Annotated in this window: 15 protein-coding genes and 1 tRNA gene; 5 read left to right on the forward strand and 11 right to left on the reverse strand. The window is 39.9% G+C overall.

What is annotated here, in order from left to right; translation table 11 throughout:
* Nucleotides 1-38: 38 nt before the first annotated feature.
* From IJ00_RS16475 to IJ00_RS29125, 6 genes are all read right to left on the reverse strand, one after another.
* A complete protein-coding gene (locus IJ00_RS16475) occupies nucleotides 39-536 on the reverse strand; it encodes a chemotaxis protein CheW (RefSeq protein WP_035154644.1) in 498 nt (165 codons plus the stop codon).
* 193 nt (nucleotides 537-729) lie between these two features.
* Nucleotides 730-1,092 (reverse strand): response regulator transcription factor, encoded by a 363-nt coding sequence (locus tag IJ00_RS16480; RefSeq protein WP_035154645.1) that lies wholly within the window; start codon nucleotides 1,090-1,092, stop codon nucleotides 730-732.
* Between the two features lie 109 nt (nucleotides 1,093-1,201).
* The gene (locus tag IJ00_RS16485) at nucleotides 1,202-2,398 is read right to left on the reverse strand and encodes a response regulator (RefSeq protein WP_035154646.1); all 1,197 of its coding nucleotides are present in this window, start codon (nucleotides 2,396-2,398) and stop codon (nucleotides 1,202-1,204) included.
* A gap of 1,187 nt (nucleotides 2,399-3,585) precedes the next feature.
* The gene (gene ylqF, locus IJ00_RS16490; RefSeq protein WP_035154647.1) at nucleotides 3,586-4,467 is read right to left on the reverse strand and encodes a ribosome biogenesis GTPase YlqF; all 882 of its coding nucleotides are present in this window, start codon (nucleotides 4,465-4,467) and stop codon (nucleotides 3,586-3,588) included.
* A 39-nt stretch (nucleotides 4,468-4,506) separates the two neighbouring features.
* Nucleotides 4,507-4,878, reverse strand: coding sequence for a VOC family protein (locus tag IJ00_RS16495; protein ID WP_035154648.1), 372 nt, complete (start codon nucleotides 4,876-4,878; stop codon nucleotides 4,507-4,509).
* A 79-nt stretch (nucleotides 4,879-4,957) separates the two neighbouring features.
* Nucleotides 4,958-5,104, reverse strand: a complete 147-nt coding sequence (locus IJ00_RS29125) for a hypothetical protein (RefSeq protein ID WP_168163496.1) — start codon at nucleotides 5,102-5,104, stop codon at nucleotides 4,958-4,960.
* A gap of 1,135 nt (nucleotides 5,105-6,239) precedes the next feature.
* Between IJ00_RS29125 and nifH the strand changes: the two genes are divergently transcribed.
* Nucleotides 6,240-7,130 carry a nitrogenase iron protein gene (gene nifH / locus IJ00_RS16500; protein WP_035154649.1) on the forward strand — a complete coding sequence of 297 codons (891 nt, stop codon included), beginning with the start codon at nucleotides 6,240-6,242 and terminating at the stop codon, nucleotides 7,128-7,130.
* 198 nt (nucleotides 7,131-7,328) lie between these two features.
* On the opposite strand, the gene IJ00_RS16505 is transcribed toward nifH, so the two are convergent.
* The gene (locus tag IJ00_RS16505) at nucleotides 7,329-7,634 is read right to left on the reverse strand and encodes a P-II family nitrogen regulator (protein WP_035154650.1); all 306 of its coding nucleotides are present in this window, start codon (nucleotides 7,632-7,634) and stop codon (nucleotides 7,329-7,331) included.
* A gap of 165 nt (nucleotides 7,635-7,799) precedes the next feature.
* The gene (locus IJ00_RS16510; protein WP_035154651.1) at nucleotides 7,800-8,102 is read right to left on the reverse strand and encodes a hypothetical protein; all 303 of its coding nucleotides are present in this window, start codon (nucleotides 8,100-8,102) and stop codon (nucleotides 7,800-7,802) included.
* A gap of 847 nt (nucleotides 8,103-8,949) precedes the next feature.
* Here IJ00_RS16510 and infC point away from each other — a divergent pair.
* The 3 genes from infC (at nucleotide 8,950) to IJ00_RS16520 (ending at nucleotide 12,378) form a co-directional block, all read left to right on the forward strand.
* Nucleotides 8,950-9,417, forward strand: a complete 468-nt coding sequence (gene infC / locus IJ00_RS16515; protein WP_256388867.1) for a translation initiation factor IF-3 — start codon at nucleotides 8,950-8,952, stop codon at nucleotides 9,415-9,417.
* A 531-nt stretch (nucleotides 9,418-9,948) separates the two neighbouring features.
* Nucleotides 9,949-10,164, forward strand: coding sequence for a hypothetical protein (locus IJ00_RS28420; protein ID WP_144416050.1), 216 nt, complete (start codon nucleotides 9,949-9,951; stop codon nucleotides 10,162-10,164).
* A gap of 543 nt (nucleotides 10,165-10,707) precedes the next feature.
* Nucleotides 10,708-12,378, forward strand: a complete 1,671-nt coding sequence (locus IJ00_RS16520) for an alpha/beta hydrolase (protein WP_035154652.1) — start codon at nucleotides 10,708-10,710, stop codon at nucleotides 12,376-12,378.
* 15 nt (nucleotides 12,379-12,393) lie between these two features.
* Here the strand turns inward: IJ00_RS16520 and IJ00_RS16525 are convergent.
* The 3 genes from IJ00_RS16525 to IJ00_RS16535 form a co-directional block, all read right to left on the reverse strand.
* Nucleotides 12,394-12,465, reverse strand: a tRNA-Gly gene (locus IJ00_RS16525).
* A 44-nt stretch (nucleotides 12,466-12,509) separates the two neighbouring features.
* On the reverse strand, nucleotides 12,510-15,743 hold the full coding sequence (locus IJ00_RS16530) for an efflux RND transporter permease subunit (RefSeq protein ID WP_035154653.1): 3,234 nt from the start codon (nucleotides 15,741-15,743) through the stop codon (nucleotides 12,510-12,512).
* A gap of 31 nt (nucleotides 15,744-15,774) precedes the next feature.
* A complete protein-coding gene (locus IJ00_RS16535; RefSeq protein ID WP_035159159.1) occupies nucleotides 15,775-17,247 on the reverse strand; it encodes an efflux RND transporter periplasmic adaptor subunit in 1,473 nt (490 codons plus the stop codon).
* A gap of 674 nt (nucleotides 17,248-17,921) precedes the next feature.
* On the opposite strand from IJ00_RS16535, the gene IJ00_RS16540 reads away from it, so the two are divergent.
* The gene (locus IJ00_RS16540) at nucleotides 17,922-18,797 is read left to right on the forward strand and encodes an Npun_R2479 family HD domain-containing metalloprotein (protein ID WP_035154654.1); all 876 of its coding nucleotides are present in this window, start codon (nucleotides 17,922-17,924) and stop codon (nucleotides 18,795-18,797) included.
* Nucleotides 18,798-19,019 lie beyond the last annotated feature (222 nt).

Consider the following 19,019-nt stretch of genomic DNA (forward strand, 5'->3'; position numbering starts at 1 on the left):
TATCTAAATTGGCGGTTCTGTTATTGCGTAGATGTTCTTTATTTAAGAGATAATAAAGGTATATCTTGAGATTTTTTCCACAGAGCAGAGTTAATAATAGCTGCTCCATCTAGCTTAATCAAGATGTTTCCTGACTCTTGAATAAAGTAACCACCCATAACATCTACTATCTGATGTGAAAATAAGCTTCTATCTGGTGATTTAATTCCTGTAAAGTCAAGAGAATCAATATCTATAACTTCTCTGACTAACAAGCCTAAATGATTATATTGATGATGAATTACAACTATCATCATTTTTGCAAGCAAATCTTGTTTATGTGCTAAAGATGGATAGCCACACATTCTTTCTATATCTATTAGCCATAACATTTCACCTCGCCAATTATGTATCCCTAATATGGATTCATGTACTTGAGGAACTGGGCAAACCTCAGCTAGTGAAAATTGGAATACTTCGGTAATTTCCTCTAAATCGAGAATAGCTAAATATTCCTCACCGAAACGCAATTGCAAATATTTTTGCTGTTTATTCAAGAGGAGTCTCCCTGATTTATATCTTTGGTATGATGCTGATTAATTCGGCGATATACTTCGAGGAAATAATACTAAATTTCGCATTAAAACTGGGTAAAATTGCTAAACAATATCAAAACCCAGTGATACAAATAGCTAATCCAATACTGGGGAGAGAATTATTAGTACCTATAATTTAGCTATCTTAGTAAAATTAATGGGAAAGCTGTTTAATAACATCCATCAAAGCTTCTTTTTGTATTGGTTTTGCTAAATATGCATCAGCTCCTAACATCGTTCCCCACATCTTATCAACATCACTATTTTTTGTAGAACAAAAGATAATGGGAATTTGACTGGTTGTCGGATTATCTTTGAGTTCTCGACAAATCTCAAAGCCACTTTTCCCAGGTAAAATGACATCTAAAAAGATTAAGTCAGGTTTGTTTTGGCTTAATTTTTCTTTTGTTTCATCAGCATCAATGGCATTAATGACATAATATCCTGCTTGTTTTAAGTATCCATTGATGATTTCTCTATCTGTTAATCCATCTTCGACAACTAAAATAGTATTCATAGTCAAATAGTGTAATTGGTAGAAGTATCAGCAACCCTAATCAAAGCTACTGGTGATTCTGATTTATTCTTATTTTGCTTGAAAAGTACGAAAAAAATACTCAGTAGAATTACGGCAAATTGACAATTTTTTTATCCATTTGTGATTTGTGTAAATACTTATATATGGTGCTCATGAGCTTTTCAGAATTAATTGGTTTTGTGAGATATTCTGTTGCTCCTACAACTTTGGAGCGTACTCTATCTACAATCCCATCATTACTTGTTAAAATAATGATAGGGGTATGAGTAAAGTTAGAGATGCGTCTGATTTGAGTACAAATTTCATATCCACTTGCAATTGGCATCATTAAATCTAAAAAAATTAAATCTGGTTGATGCTGAATTAATAAGGGTAATGCCTGAATCGAGTCCTGTATTTTCAGGAATTGCATACCATTGTTAATGACAATCTGTTGTAATGTTTGACAAATCTGAGGACTGTCATCAATACAAGCAATAATAGGATTATTTCTGGAAATGCCACGAAACGAATGAGTTTTGTTATCTTCTATAACCAAGTTTTTACCATTGTTTTTATGTGGTAAAGATATCAGAATATCAGGGATTTCTACTAATTCAATATAACCTTCGAGAAGATAAGTTAGTAAAGAATTAGTAACTATTAAAAGATTCTGATTTATTTTCACTGAAATATCACGTAAGCTATGCTTGCCATTCATGAAAGTAATGAATTTTTTGTAAACTTCATGACTGACTTGTTGTTGAAGTTTTTCTGGCTGCCGAATTATCGGAGCATTATCTGGGTGGTATTGTGTTAAACCTGCTTCTGTCCATAATTGCCATGCTTTTTTCATATTTCTCAAGGAAATATCAGCACTGGTAAAAGTTATGGGTGTATCTAAAATAATTTTTGAATCACGCTCAAATTCTAAAGAAGTTAAGTATGATTGATATGCTATATCAAATAGTAACTCACTAATCGTATTCTCTACGATATCGTTAAATTGCTCACGTTTAATTTGTTTCTGTTCCAAAAGAAAATACAAAGATTGATAATCCCATATTTCCTTGCTGAAGTCTTGAGATGATAGGAAATCTGTATTTAGATTAGTTTGCGAAAGATACTTGATCAAATGGCGATACCAGCGACGAAAGGGGTGTTTCCCTCCTGTTGCCCACACAATTCTTCCTAGATGATAATAAAATGTCCATTTTTCTCCCTGGGAATTGTAGATATTTAATGTACCATTAGATTGTAGTTTGGTAGATGCCTGAAACTCTGCTAATATTTTGGTAAATTGCATTTCCTTTTTGATGGTGAGTTAATAAGTGTTAAGGCAAGTTAAGTAAATGCTTTTCTCTACAAAAACTTGGAATCGCATCCAATTATTTTTATAATTACTGCAATTCTGACTTTGATTGATGTGATTATCCATAGCATTCCTATGTAGTTTTGAAGAATCATTTCGCTTCTAAAATTGCCATGGAAAGGGTTATTACCTTAATAGACAAGGTGAAACAAGAGATTTTCACATCATAGATTGATATGCTGTTTATCTCAAAAGAATAATTTTCATTGCTTCCTATACATGTTAACTTTTAGTCATACTTACTATCTCTAGACATGAAATAAAAGCTGATAGTAATCAATTACGAAATATCTGATTTGTTGAGATAATCAACAGAAACATTTCTTACCTATTTAGTAATTACGTGTTATACAAAAAACATCTTGTGTATTAACGTAAATACATCGTTACATATACTTTGGCGGGTTGCTATTGATTGCTGGCTATCGTCATAATATTTTTGAAAAAATTAGATAGAAGTCTTGAGAAGTCTACCTGCTATCTTGTCTTTTCTGTCAAGGGCTAGGTCATACTATTGATAGTTTATTGATATAGGGAATAATCAATAGTTGGGTTTTACCTTTTTCAGATTCAATATGATGCCTACGGAACACACCAAGTTCACTATCAGTAATACTTTAATCTTTTCTTAGCTTCTCAAGAATCAGTAAAAATTCTGATCTTCTTAATTTTGATATAGTGATAACTCAAGATTTGTCGTAGTCAGTCTATGGGTTTAGATATTATGTTTTCCTTCAAAGGCTCTAGGAGAAATAGAAATGGAAAAAATATGTCTTCAACTAAAAATCTACAGCCATATATGAAGATTTGTATTATTGGCAAGGGAATAGATAAGCATTGAATAAGTTGACACAAACATGCCAAATTATGTAGTGGATTGTAAACAATCTTAGAGTATTAGCAATTGGAAACTACGAGATAAGTAAGTCAAACGTGACAAACATCAAATAGATTCATGGCGATGACTATACTGCACTACGTTCCACTCATAATGACATTTGACGTTTAATTATGTTGAGGTACTTATCACCCAGTAATATCTCAATCTCCATCTTCAAACCTCTTGACACTAATGATGGACTTTTTCTGGTAAAAATTCTGCTGAAAATGAGGTGTGGAATCTAATTTGGCGGTAATTCTAGGGGTAAGGTTCCTAACAAACCTTTACGAAAATCGGTTAATAGCTTTCGTGCTGCTCTTTCTACGTCACCTTGGTAGCGAAATTCTGCCAATGCATGGAGATATGCTTCTCCTGTTTGTTCTCCAGGGTCAAAATCATAACGAGATTTGAGTGGATTCTCTGGTAATAATTCAGAGTTTGTCGCTTCTAAATACGTCAGTATATCTACTAGGACAGCAGCAACTAACTGGTTATCATAGGATGCATCACCAATATCATCACAGATAGCTAATTTGACAGCTGCATCTTGGTCAGAAAGGCGTGAGGGAATAATACCTGGAGCGTCTAAAAGGTCTAACTGTTCCGAGATGCGAACCCAGCGTAGGGAGCGGGTAACACCAGGACGGGCGGCACTTTCCACAACTCTTTTACCCAGAAGACGGTTAATTAAAGCAGATTTTCCAACATTGGGAAAGCCAATAACAACTGCTCTGACTGGACGGGGCAACATCCCGCGATCGCGCCTTCTTTGATTAAGTGCAACCCCAGCTGCCTGTGCTGCTTTTGATACGGCAACAACTCCTTGACCTTGCTGGGAGTTAGTAAAATAAGGTACTTCTCCCTGACGTTTAAACCAGTCGTACCACAATTGACGAATTTCTGGGGTAATCATGTCTAGACGATTTAAGATGAGTACCCGCGTTTTATTCCCAATCCATTCCTGTACTTGGGGGTGTTGAGTCGCGAGGGGAATTCGTGCATCCCGTACCTCTAAAACAACATCAACTAATTTGAGTTGCTCTTTGAGATTTTTTTCGGCTTTGGCGATGTGACCGGGATACCATTGGATGAGGTTTAATTTATAGTTTCCTGTAATAGACATTTGTTGCTGCTTGAGGATTCGGGTAATTTTTTGATAATTTTATGAACTCTGATGGAGAATAATGCGGTTGCCATCAGGATCATAGGCATAAATTTCTTGACCGTGGGAGGCTGTGTAGATATTGCCTGGGGGAGGATATCCAAGGGTAGTAAGGTGAGCGATCGCCTGTTTTAAATCTCTAACTTCTAAACATAGGCTCATTGTACTCTGATGAGAGTGAGTAAATTCACCCTGATGTTGAGCTTGAGGTTGAAAAATACCCAACTTCAGACCATGAATATCAAATTCAGCATAGACATTGGCAATGAATTTTACTGGCTCCTCAGCGAGCATTTGCTGGTAAAAATTCACTAGCTGGTGAAACTGTATAGTGGCAATGGTAACTAAACCATGGGTTTCTGAGATTGTCATAGGAATGCAGGAGAAGCTGGGGTGTTTTGTCTGCTACCTGTTTACTGTATCAACCTGTGATTACCTCTGAGAATCTCTCCTATCCCTGACCCATCCTAAAAAGACCATAACAGGCAAAGGTGGCGATCGCTACAATCAACTCAGCTATCAATTGATAAATCTTCCATACCTTACCCTTTTGCAATTCTCCAGAATGGCGCGAATATCTGGCAAATGGTGATGACAATACCTTTAATTCCCATACTTTACTACTTGATAATTTCTACCCTAGAATTGAGAGAAATACTTATCAGTTGTAATTACTCCATAGCAAGCAATTACAAGTAATAGCAGCATTTATGCCATTTATGGATAGCTAGAGAAAATGTTAAATTTCTAACATTCATTAACTATCATTCCCATATCATCAAATACAATTTTTTAGAAAATACCCTCCACTTATATAAACTAGGAGAATGTAAAATAATTTATCCATCAATTAATAAATTAGTTGAAATCTATGTTATTGTTATTTTAGGAATCAAAAAGCAAAACTACAAAAAAACTTGCACAATCTCCATTGAGGCAAACTCAATATAGTTTTTTTGGTCTGGTAAATCTACTTCATTATCTACAGTTTCTTTGTCACGAAGAGATAAAACCAGATGGATTGAATCAGTGGAAAGATTAGCAGCGAGTCAGTTTTAGTAAATTAGAGCTAGTCTAGGTCTTAGCCTGTAGGAGTTGGCTAACCTAGTCAATATTACCCACATCCGAAGGGATTTACTTAGCATCCGAGGAATGAAGTATTACCTTGGGACAATCGATACTCATCACAACGTTGAAGATATCAAGTTGCATTGAATTCTGCCCTCTCAGTATTCATAGAATGACCTGCGGACTATCTTAACAACACAAGTGAGTATCACTGCTATCAGGAATAGGTATTTGCGTGAATTTTCTCTACATAAATTCAGTCAATATCTACTACTAATTGCAAACCGAGATTTCCCCTATAGCAATTACCAGATTAGGCTAGGACATTAACTAATGACCCAAGCTGAGACCAACAGCGTTTGTAATCTGTTGTCTGTACCTTGCTATATATGCACTTCCAGTCACTGTAATTGGGAGAATTTGACCACACAAGCATTATTCCCTTAGGGAGATGGTTTGCCTGTATATCTGCTATGGCAACATCTCATCATTGATTTTCCTTGTTCTCATCAGGAATTCGGTGCTGAATTATTTGCAATTTGTGTGCTTCATCACCCTATCCTCAAAGATTATCCATACTTCCCTTCTCTAACTGCTCAATTCAATAAACTCTGAAAATCAATCTTCAGACCCATAGACAAAATCATTCTAGGAAAATATTAACCATGACTGGCGACAAAATTAGACAGATAGCTTTCTATGGTAAGGGCGGTATCGGTAAGTCTACCACTTCTCAAAATACCCTTGCAGCTATGGCAGAAATGGGTCAACGTATTCTGATTGTTGGATGTGACCCAAAGGCTGACTCTACCCGTTTGATGCTACATAGTAAAGCCCAAACCAGCGTTCTGCAATTAGCTGCGGAACGAGGTGCTGTAGAAGATATTGAACTGGAAGAAGTCATGCTGACTGGCTTTCGGAATGTGCGTTGTGTCGAGTCTGGTGGTCCAGAACCTGGCGTTGGTTGTGCTGGTCGGGGTATTATTACCGCTATTAACTTCTTAGAAGAAAACGGCGCATACAAAGATGTGGATTTTGTCAGCTACGATGTACTAGGTGACGTTGTCTGCGGTGGTTTCGCTATGCCAATCAGAGAAGGCAAAGCACAAGAAATCTACATCGTTACCTCTGGTGAAATGATGGCGATGTATGCAGCAAACAATATTGCCCGTGGTGTCCTCAAATATGCTCACACTGGTGGTGTACGTCTAGGTGGTTTAATTTGTAATAGTCGTAACGTTGACCGGGAAATTGAACTGATTGAAACCCTGGCAAAACGTTTGAATACTCAAATGATTCACTACGTACCCCGCGACAACATTGTTCAACACGCAGAGTTACGTCGGATGACTGTAAATGAGTACGCACCCGATAGCAAGCAAAGCCATGAATATCGGACTTTGGCTACGAAAATCATCAATAATCAAAATCTTGCCATTCCTACACCTATTGAAATGGAAGAGTTAGAAGAATTGTTGATTGAATTTGGTATTCTCGAAAGCGAGGAAAATGCTGCTATGATGATTGCCCAGTCAGTAGAAAGTACTACCAAGTAAGGCTCTACAAAACTAGAACTTACGCATTGTGTCAATCGACAGTATATTAATGAAATCTTCTCGTTTCAGGTTTTTGCAGCGACCTTGATATCGCGATCGCCATCAAGCCAAAAATCACAATTTCCTACCTGAAAATCAATATACCCAGTTGGTATGTACCAATGCGTAGGTTCTATAAAATAGTGCTACTTAACTTACTTAATAGAAAGCTTCGACGTTATGCCGAAAGGCAATTAAAGCGTGCTTGCGCTGTTCCTCTTGTAGCCCCCAGAAAATCGCATCAGAAATTTCTCGTGAAACAATAGTTTTAATTTCTATATTGGTGTTGTAACCTGCCAAGTCTGACAAGCGTCTTCCATGACCACCTTCACCTTGGACTTGATTAATAGTATAACCACTGACATTATGGGTTTTGAGCAGCTTGACAATCCGGTCTTTGAGTACTGTCTCTCCAATAATGGTAATCAGAACCGCAGGTTCGGTAGGAAATACTAAGTCTGTCATTGGAAACCTCCAAAAAATATCTTTTGACTTCTAAATAACTTAAATTTTTATTTTCAGTCCCATTGTTTAATCAAAAAAGGCTCAAGCATCTTTGCCTGAGCCACTGCTTAACAAAATTAATTTGCTAGATTAATTATTCTGCTTGCAGAGATAAACTGATGCAATTTAGTAGCGATTGCGGAAACTATTATTTCCCCGGTTTCCACCACCAAAGGAGCTTCTTTCTTCTCTGGGTTTCGCTTTATTTACTTTTAAATCACGTCCCATCCATTCTGCACCGTTGAGCGCATCAATGGCAGCCGTTTCTTCATCATCTGTAGACATTTCGACAAACCCAAAGCCGCGCAAACGTCCTGTTTCACGGTCTGTAGGTAGTTGAACTCGTTTTACAGAACCGTATTCTGCAAACACAGCGTTAAGACTATCTTCTGTAACTTCATAAGAAAGATTGCCTACGTAAACTGACATAGATTGTCTCCGAAATCATAAATGTGTGGAGATTTAGGTTTCGGAGAAAAGTTTGTGAATACCAAAAACAAAAAGCCTGTCAATACTAAAAACAAACGTTGTTAACCGAATTAACTCTCAACTCCCATGATATCCAGAATAAATAACTTCCAGGGAGAACTAGCAAAAAACGTGATATAAAGTTATATAAACTTAAATCCCGTCAGTATAATTACGGCATCAGGTTCCATACCCTCTTCTGTGGTTTGAATTTACTAGTACTTGAACACAATAAATTTTGAGGGCAAAACAATTGTAGTGAGAGCGTCTCGCTCCCTGCTTTTAGGAAGTGGGTAAAACTTTAGTGTCAGCTAAGTTGAAGGCTCAGTCCTTGATTAGGGATATCAACTACTACATTATTTGGTAAAGTAAACCCTCAGATTCTGAGATACCTAACTTAATTAGATTTTGTAATTGCCTGTACTTTCTATACTTTCTCTTCTCGTAAAGATTTTCCCATTGCAGTGAAATCAGGACGTAAGACCCGAAGAATGATGATTTTCTGCAATTAATTTGTAGCAATAATTACATTGAGCCTCTCAGGACAACATGTCAATCCTAAGGTTCATGACTTCCTAGCAAGGCTTTGAGACAACGCATAATTAATTGTCTTCAAGGTCTAGTGATTAAATTTTGAGAGAATTTAAAGGAAAATCTTAACTCTATCTATGTTTCTGCAAGAGAATGCAAGAGGTATAATATTATTATGCTAACACCTCTTTATATGTCGTGTTAAATTGAGACTGCTTGCAATTGCAAAGTATGAAAGAATTGAGAGGACATCATTATCGTAATTAAAAAGCAACTGATTAACTCACAAATCAAGTCACCTCAAGTGTTCTTGATTGACCATGAGAACAATAACCGTGGCTTGCTCGATACACACGAGGCTTTAAAGCTAGCACAGAGTGTAGAACTTGACCTGGTTATCGTCTCCGAAGGCAAGGAAGCCCCGGTCGCCAAGATTGTCAACTATGGTAAGCTGCAATATCAAAAGAAAAAGCGTCAAGGGCAGTCCGCTAGACCTGTGGTAAAAGAAGTTCGGCTTCGTCCGAATGTTGGTGTGGCTGATTATAACTTGCGTATCGAGCAAGCTATTGGATGGTTGAATAAGGGTGATTCAGTCAAGTTTGTCATTCGTTTACGAGGCAGGGAACATCAATATCGTGAACAGGCTGGAGAACTGTTAGAGCGGATTGTTAAGGCTCTAGAGCAAGTAGGAAAAGTCCAGTCTCTTGATAAACGTGCACTAGTCGCTCAAGTCATTCCTGGCTAAATTTATCGGTTAATTTATCAGGAATCTGTGAGTTAAGTAGTCATTAGACATCTCTGAAAATGAAGTATGCACCACCTGTAAAACCTCAGAAGGCAAATGGGTGAGTTGTGTCTACATAATTTTATGGAGATGTCTATTGTATATGATAAAAATTATAAATTTGCTGTTCGTAGATTTTCGTTCTACGTTTCAAAATATCTGAACTGAAAATCCATTAGTTTATTCACGGAATATTAAGAAGATTATAGAACTGAACAATAATCATCCTTGAAAAAGATTTAAGAGCTAAGGAATTTGAACTCCTAGTAGGGTTTTGAGCAATAAATAATTAAATACCATTTCTGTAAATTATGGCTACAGATAATTCTCCCCCTGCCCCTTCCTATCTAGGTGTAGCTTTTTTTGCAAAATAGCATAAATTCAGTCTTGTGTGCGCTATTGCGAATACATCTTGCTTTAGCAATTTAATTTAATTCATATTCCTCAGTCTCACTAATAGTTGCGGTGTGAATTCTGATTTTCATGCTGTATATGTCTCTGTGTCTTCTTGCCTACGGTGTACACACAAGTCTTAAAATTCCCCCTAGCACTTGGTTTCGTCATTTAGATTTAGGTTGTGCGATCGCTCTGGAAGCCTGTCATTGCGAGGAGGAACGACGTTCGCGCAGCGTGTCGCTTTGCGACTCAGCAATCGCAAAAACCACGGGATTATGTGATTACTTCGCTCCGCTATCGCTGCGCTCGTAATGACAATTCAAGGGGTCTATAACGCCTGAAACCCTTACAGGTACCACTTGTGTGTACACCGTAGGTGTCTTCTTGCAGGGTATGTAAAGTGGGGAAAATGTTCCTGGGAAGTTTTCGTCATCATAGTCATTCGCACTGAGATAGTCCTATCCGCATCTATCACAAAACCCTAGGGGTGGCTTTACAAGAGATTTGTGAATGATTGAGGCATATTTGTCAACCTGCCCTTACAACCCTTGCACTTAGGTTTCATTAATTTAGGGAGAAATCGCAGCAATGGGTGCATATGTTGATTTGACTAGAAACTATATAGGAATGTGACGTATTAAATCACCAGAAGCAGTATATCGATAGGCGGAGGTCTGTAAAAATTGGCACAACTTATTACGTTCGGTAAATTCAACCACCTGATTGGGGATTTAAGAACGATCGCCAAGAAAATTCTCGCAGGTAAGTTGTCACCATGGCGATCGCTGAATTGAGAGATACAGCAGAGCAATCAAGATTTTTAACCAAGTATTCAAGATAATTTAGGGTGTTACCGTGAAACAAATCTGGAACAAGACAACAAGAAATATTGCTTTATTTTGCACCATCGGGATGGCATCTATTCTCAGTACTCAGACTTCTGTAAAAGCTGCGGAGAATGTTATCTTGCGTTACGGTGTTTGGGAAGAATCAATCTCGGTTCCTGATTTACAGGGTATTGCTGAAACTGGAAAAGTGCCTCAGAAATACAAAGTCTATACAAATAAATTTCCCCCGCAAAAACGCCAGAAATTTCTAGAAGTACTACGCCAGAACATTTCTGTGAATGTTACAACTTTGAGTCAATTACTATATACCCCTGTGGGTAGTACTATTTTACGAGATTTCTCGAAAGTGACATTTCGTGAAGATAGTGCCGGGATGGAAGCTCTCAGAACCGGACTAGTTCAGGGTTCTAGCAATTCTGAAGGACTTTCAATTATTAATTTTATTCGTGCTTATCCTAGCGATCGCCTGGTGATTAATGTTGAGCAAGTACCTCAAGTTTTCCAGAATTTGAATCTATCCTATAAACAAACTCAGCAGTTTATGGGAGCGATCGCCCCTCAACTAGCTGCCAAACCCACCCAACTCAATTTATCTTTTGATCCCACTCAAGCAGGAAGTGGCAAAGTACAGGTAATAAACTTACCAAAATTAAAAGATGAACAGCGTCAAAGATTAGTTCCAGTGGATATTTATTGGTCAGATTCTGCAACTGCGGCGAAACCTGTAGTAATTCTATCCCATGGTTTTTCTTCAGACCGCACAGATATGCGTTACATTGCCGAACATTTAGTATCCCACGGATACATCGTGGCAGCAGTGGAACATACTGGTAGCAACCAAAAATATATAATTGATGTCAAAAAGAAACCTGGTATGTTGATACGGATGAAGCCAGAGGAATTTGTGCAACGTCCCAAAGATATCAGTTTTGTTTTAGATGAGTTGGCAAAGTTAAACCAAAAACAGAAACACCCACTCCAAGGAAAACTTGATACCAATAATGCCATGATTCTCGGTCATTCTTTTGGTGGTGGGACAGCGCTATTAATTGCTGGAGGAGAATTGCAAGTAGATTCTCTCAAAAAACGTTGCCCTGAGGTTTTAGCCACTACTGTGAGTCCAGCAGAAGGTTTACAGTGTGTTGCCCAAAGATTACCAAATAATAGATATCAACTCCAAGATTCGCGTATCAAGCAGGCGATCGCCCTCAATCCGACAAGTTCTCTCATGTTTGGTGAAACTGGGTTACAAAATGTAAAAATTCCTACCCTAATATTGGCATCATCGGCAGATGCAACTACTCCAGCTTTAACCGAACAAATCATTGGTTTTACCAAAATTCCCTCACCGAAATGGCTGGTTGGGATTGTGGGAGCGACTCACAGCAGTATCAAGGATCCAATTTCTACTGAACAGAGGGAAGCAAAAAAACCTTCTCGTGTTGGGGGTGTGGAGGTAGTTGGTGAGCAAGCGATTGATGTTCGTAAGTATGTGAAAGCGATTACTTTAGCATTTGCTTCTCAAATGACTCCTAATGCTAGTAAGTATCAAATCTTTCTCACACCAGAGTACGCTCAATATGCTTCGACTCAATCATTTCCCATTCGCTTAGTCAGGTCAATATCACCTGATATTCTCAAGAGAATCGAGAATACTATCAGCAATCTCCAAAGATAAATTTATGTCAATCAGAGCGGGCGATGGGACTCGAACCCACGACGTTCACCATGGGAAGATGACATTCTACCACTGAATTACACCCGCAAAAACAAGTGTTTAGCATTACTAGCTAGACACTTATTATACCATTATTTCGTAATTGAGTATGAAGATTCCTCTTCATCAGACTGAGATGGATTAGTTGTTTCACTGGTGGCGATCGCCTGCCGATTTTGGGGATGTTTACCAAATCCGTGACGAACAATATTCAGCAGCCAATTTTGTAAGTTGTCGATATAGCTGAATAATACTGGCACTACTAACAAGGTTAACAAAGTCGAGGTGGTGAACCCTCCCAGAATTGCAATACCCATGGGTTGACGGACTTCTGCACCTGCTCCAATACCAAGAGCTAAGGGTAAAGTTCCGGCGATCGTTGCCAGAGAAGTCATCATAATGGGACGCAGACGGGAAACACCTGCATCAATCAGGGCTTGACGTTGGGTTAGCCCCGCTTCCATATTGAGAATCGTATAATCCACCAACAAGATGGAGTTCTTCGTCACAATCCCTAGTAGGAGCACAACACCAATCAAAGCGTAAAGTCCTAAAGCTTTCTGTGCCACCATTAACCCAATCAATGTTCCACCCAAACAGAAGGGCAATGCTGCCATGATTGTCAAGGGATGGAAGAAATTATTATAGAGAATGACCAAAATGGCGTAGATAAACATTAAAGCCAGAGCTAAAGCACCACCAAATCGCCCAAAGATTTCTGCCATGATTTTGGCATCCCCAGAGTTTTGTTGTCTGACTCCCGGTGGTAGGTTTTGCATTGCTGGTAATTTTTGTACCGCAGCTAAAGCATCTCCGAGGGAAATACCCTGAAGATTCCCTTCCACAGACACTTGGCGAGAGCGATCAAAACGATTTATCGTTGCTGCACCACTGCCAAAACGGATGTCTGCAACTGCTACCAAGGGAACTAAACTACCATTTTGGCTCGGAACCTGAAGATTTTTGATTGTATCAATGGTTTCCCGTGCCTTGGGGTCAATTTGCACCCGAATTGGTATTTGGCGATCGGGAAGATTATACTTCGCTAAATTGGCATCATTATCACCGATGGTTGCTAAGGATGCAGTACGAGCGATGGATTGTACAGATACACCTAAATCAGCTGCACGTTGAGGATCGGGAGTAATCAGAATTTCTGGTTTGACTAAACTTGCAGAAGAAGAGACTTCCACGAAACCGGGAATACCACGCATTTGCTTTTCAATATTCTCAGCAGCTTGACTTAAAGCTTCCGGGTTCTCACTCCGTAGTAGTATGGTTAAGTCCTTGCGACCACCCACCGCACCGGAACTTTCAAAGCCAATTCTCGCACCGGGAACCTGTTGTAACAGGGGACGAACGCTTTGCTCGTATTCGATTTGGGAAATTTTTCTGCCTTCTTCCTTCGTTTTCAGTTGGATAGTCAAAGTGGCAGAATTTATTTGTTCGACTGAAAATACGCTTTTAACTAAGGGATTTGGACGAATTAATTCCGTCAACTGACTTGTCACCTTTTTCGTATCTTCCAAGGTGGAACCAGGGGGAAGTTCCGCCGAAATGGTGGAAATACCAATGTCACCGCCATCGACTAAACCCTTGGGAATGGAGGGAATTAGCATCACGCTGCCAATAAAGAAGGCGATCGCAATCCCGATGGTGGTAATTTTATGGCGTAATGACCATTGCAATAGAGATTTATAGGGTTTAAAACCCTGGGAACTATTATTTCCGTTGCCTTTGTGATGATTTTTTGGGGTGCTACCTTGCAACCAGGGAAGGGAAAACTTCCATTTAAAAATACGCAGATATGGGGAACGTTTAGGGACGGCAGAGCTATGATTCTTATCTCGTAGCAGATATGCTCCCATCATCGGTGTCACCATCCGTGCCACCATAGTTGAGAAGATAGTCGAAACCGCAACTGTGACACCAAAGGGTTTAAAAAACTGACCTGGGACACCACCCATAAAAGCTACGGGCATAAATACGGCGATAATTGTCGCCGCACTGGCAATTACAGCTAATCCCACCTCTTCGGAAGAATCAAAAGCTGCTTGTCTGGGGGTTTTCCCCATAGCCATATGCCGCTCCATATTCTCAATTTCTACCACCGCATCATCCACCAGGTTGCCCACAGCCAAAGCTAGAGCCAGCAATGTCATATTATTCAAGGTGTAGCCCAGGGCATACTGTACCGCAAAGGTGGGAATCATGGACAGGGGTAAAGCAACCGCCGTAATTAAGGTGGCTCGCCAGTCCCGTAAAAATAACATGATGACGATGACAGCCAGGATGGAAGCCTGAATCAGCTCCTCAATGGTGCTTTCATAGGAAGCTTTAACAAAGGTGGCTCTGGTAAAAATTAATTCCAGATTAATATCTTCTGGGAGAGTTTTTTCTAATTCTGCCACCGCCGCTTTTACGCCTTCCTCAACGGTGACTAAGATGCTACCTGTACTCCTTAATACCTGAAAACCCACAACTCCTTGATTATTCAGACGGGCGCTTTGACGGATATCGCCGTAGCTATCTTCCACAGTTCCTAAACTGGATAGGGGTATGGAACCGCCCCCAGGGAGGACAATTTCGTAGGTTTTCAGGACATTCACACTTGCAGCATTACCCAAAGTCCGGATACTTTGCTCGTTGCCACCGATTTCGGTGCGTCCTCCAGGCAGGTTAACGTTGAAAGCTCGAATTTGGTCATTAACTTGGGTAGCGGTAATTCCTAAGGCTTCTAAACGGGCAGGATCGAGATTAATGCGGATTTCTCGGTCTACCCCTCCTACCCGATTAATTTGGGCTACTCCTTTGACAGCTAGTAAGGAGCGACTGATACTTTGGTCTACCAGGTTACTGAGTTCTTCTACGGAACGCTTTGGAGAGGTGACGGCATAGGTCATAATCGGACCGCCAGAAAACTCCAAGCGCTGCACAATGGGGTCGTTAATATCTTGGGGTAAATTTTGACGAATTTGCGCGATCGCGTTTCGCACATCATTAGTAACTCGGTCTGTGTTTGTACCGAGAACAAAGGCAATGGTTGTATTAGAAACACCATCTTGAACTGTAGACCGCATCTCGTCGATGTTGCCTAAACCCGCCACCGCATCCTCAATTTTCTTGGTGACTTGAGATTCCAATTCCGCAGGACCTGCCCCCGGTCGGGTGACTGTCACCTGTACCGTGGGAATATCAATATTGGGGTTCAGGTCGATTCCTAGGGAGTTAAAGGAAAACCAACCCACAAAGGTCATAATTAAAAAGAAAACAATGGTGGGAACTGGTTTCCTAATTGACCACCCAGAGATATTTGTATTACTCATTAGTAATTAGTAAATCGTAATTAGTCCTGATTTATTGGTCATTACCTGGGGTACTGACTACTCGCACCTTGTCACCATCTTTGAGGTAGCCGGCACCTTGGTTAACTACGCGATCGCCTGCTTGCAAACCATTTTTGATTTCAACTTTGCCATTATTAAGGACTTCCCCTAGTTCTACTTTTTGAGCGCGCACCGTGTCTTCACCTGATAGGATGAATGCGATCGCGCTGCCGTCAGGTTGGGGAACTACTACTTTCTGGGGTACTGCCACTCCTAACACCGTACTAGTATTAATTGCGGCTCTGGCAAACATTCCTGGTTTTAACCAACTAGTTCCCGGCAAGTCAATTTTGACCGTAGCTTCCCGGCGTTTATCGTCTACCACTGGGATAATTTCCCGTACTGTCCCCCTTAAGCGGATGCGGGGGTTAACATCAGATGTCACCTGAACTGCTGCACCCTCTCTGACTTGATTTAACTGTACGGTGGGTACAGATGCCTGAAGTTCTAATTTGCCGTTACGAATGATGGAAAATAGCTTTTGGGAACCACCGACTAAAGTTCCCACTTGGGTTTGGGGAGGAACACCAGTCACATCTCCCACTCGGACTAACTTTTCGGCAATTACCCCAGCAACTGGGGCGCGTACTAGGGTTTGAGCCAGTTGAGTTTTAAACTGGGTAATTTTTGCCGCACTACTTTTGGCTTCCGCTTCCGCACTACTCAAATTAGCGCGGGCTGTACCCACTGCGGCTCTGGCACTGGCAACATTTGCTTCTGCACTACGGATATTTTCCTGGGCTAAACGTACTGCTTCCCTCGCAGTAGTCACCGTTGTTTGGCGGCTATCTAATTCCTGTTGACTAATTGCCCCATCAGCAACTAGCTTTTCATAGCGTTGATAATTTTTTTCTGCCTCTTGTAGTCTGGCTTGGGATTGGGCTAAATCAGCTTTTCTTTGTTGAACAATGGCTTGACTAGAAGTTACTGCTGCTTGTTGTGATTGCACGGTGGCTTTTCTAGAAGCGACATCTGCTTGGGTTGACTCAAAATCTGCCCGTGCTTGGGTAATTTGAGATTGCAAAACAGAATCATCTAAAATTGCCAGCAATTGTCCGGCTTTCACATTATCTCCCTCATTTACCAGAACTTGCTTGATTTGCAAACCATTACTTTGGGGTAAAACTGGAATTAAGTCCCGTGCGGCAACTGTACCTGTGGCATTTAATGTTTTGGCAATGGAATTACTGCCCACTGCAATTACTGTCACAGTCATTGTCGGGTTAGCTACCTGGGGTTTTTTCGTGGTTGGATTACTGGAAGTAGCAGATCGTTGGCTGAAAATTTGTGTACCACCAAAGGCGATCGCCAAACCTAAACCAGTACCTAACAATAACGGTGACAACCAAGCAAGTTGTCGATTTGTCTTGCCAATTTCCCTCTGGACATCTCTGACTGCCACAGACTCTTGCGTCTCAAGTTCCGAAGTACTTTCTTCACCCACTGTCATGCCTCCCTTTCCAGCCCTATCAAGACAGGCTTACGCTTAACAAATCTTGAAAAATATTACTATATATTAACTATGACTCATTTTTGCTCTGGTTGTGTAGATTTTCGGAAACAATAGCAGGGGTGAAGGGTTAAGCCATTTTTTCTGGCTCAAGTTTGCGTGCATCCTTTTTCCTTTTTGCCATCCCCCACAGCCAGAAGATATCATTCCTATTCACTTCTTACTTTGAATCTAGTCACATTTAGACACCTATCTAGATCACTGCTATAAAGTCACGACTATGGAAGACTAGACAAATTCAAATATTTCGGAGTCAGATATAAAGTTCCTAACTTTATCCGTAACCTATTGAGAAATAGTTATTTTTAATACTTTTGTATTGATAGGGATTCCTGTAATTAACTTTGCACCTTCAAGGAACCATCGCCTATCCTGTGATAGAGGCATGAAATATGGCTCTTAACTATATCAGTAAATATACTGATGGTGCGAGTCAATAATACAGGCAATGCGTAAATCTATTGTAGATTCCTTGGGAAAAATAAATTGCACTCTAAGGATACTACTTTGTGCCTGAGTACTGAATTCATGCTTTATTCTCATCAGTTCATTATCGAACTATTTTCATATCAAGCGATAAATAATTCTTATCAAAAATGAGAAACACTATGTTCAATGCCACGGAAATCCTAATTGATGTTTTTGTAAAACAGATTCGAGATGGTTATCGTCGTACCTATGGCTGTTTGAAAGGTGACTATCAAGATATTATTGCTTGGGCTGGCACCATGGCATTAGAAAATATTGCCAATAGTGATGCTTTGTATCACAACGTCGAACATTCCATCCTCGTCACCCTGGTAGGGCAAGAAATCCTACGTGGTAAACATATTCGTGAAGGAGGTGTGTCTAGTGAAGACTGGTTGCATTGTGTGATTTCCTTGTTATGCCATGATATTGGCTATGTCAAAGGTGTATGTCGGCAAGATAGAGAAGATGCCGGTTTATATGCAACAGGAAACGAGAATCGGATGATTTCCTTAGCTCCTGGGGCATCGGATGCGAGCCTGACACCTTATCATGTAGATCGGGCAAAATTATTTATTGATGAGCGTTTTGGTGGACATAAATTAATTGATTCCGAAGTCATCAAAAGCAATATTGAACTAACACGTTTTCCTGTACCAGTGGCAGAAGATCATCAATGTACTGATAGTTATGCTGGTTTAGTGCGTGCTGCTGACTTGATTGGGCAACTTAGCGATCCGCGCTACTTAAGGAAGATTACTTCTTTGTTTTATGAATTTGAAGAAACAGGGATGAACAAAGTGCTGGGTTATCAGACTCCAGCTGATTTACGTAAAAACTATGCCAAGTTTTATTGGCATGGAGTGTATCCTTACATTCAAGATGGTTTACGTTATCTATCCTTGACCCAGCAAGGTAAGCAGATTGTAGCCAATCTCTATTCTAATGTGTTTGTTGTGGAGCATGAAATTCCCCAGGAAGAGAAATTATATTTAGTTGAACAACTGCGTGCATAGTTGAGATTATGGCAAAGGGAAAATAGGGAAAAGCAAGGTTTAAGGGGGAAAGAAAAATATTTCCTGGGAAGAAAATATGCAAAAAAATTAATTACCTGGGATTTGGGGGTTTTTGATAGACTATTCCATGATTTTCTGACTCCTTAACCTTCTATACCGAGTATTTTTGAGTTTCTTCCTTTGAATATTGGTGATTGCGCGTAAACTATTGACTATTAACTC

This window comes from Calothrix sp. 336/3 (genome assembly GCF_000734895.2).
Taxonomy (GTDB): Bacteria; Cyanobacteriota; Cyanobacteriia; order Cyanobacteriales; family Nostocaceae; genus 336-3.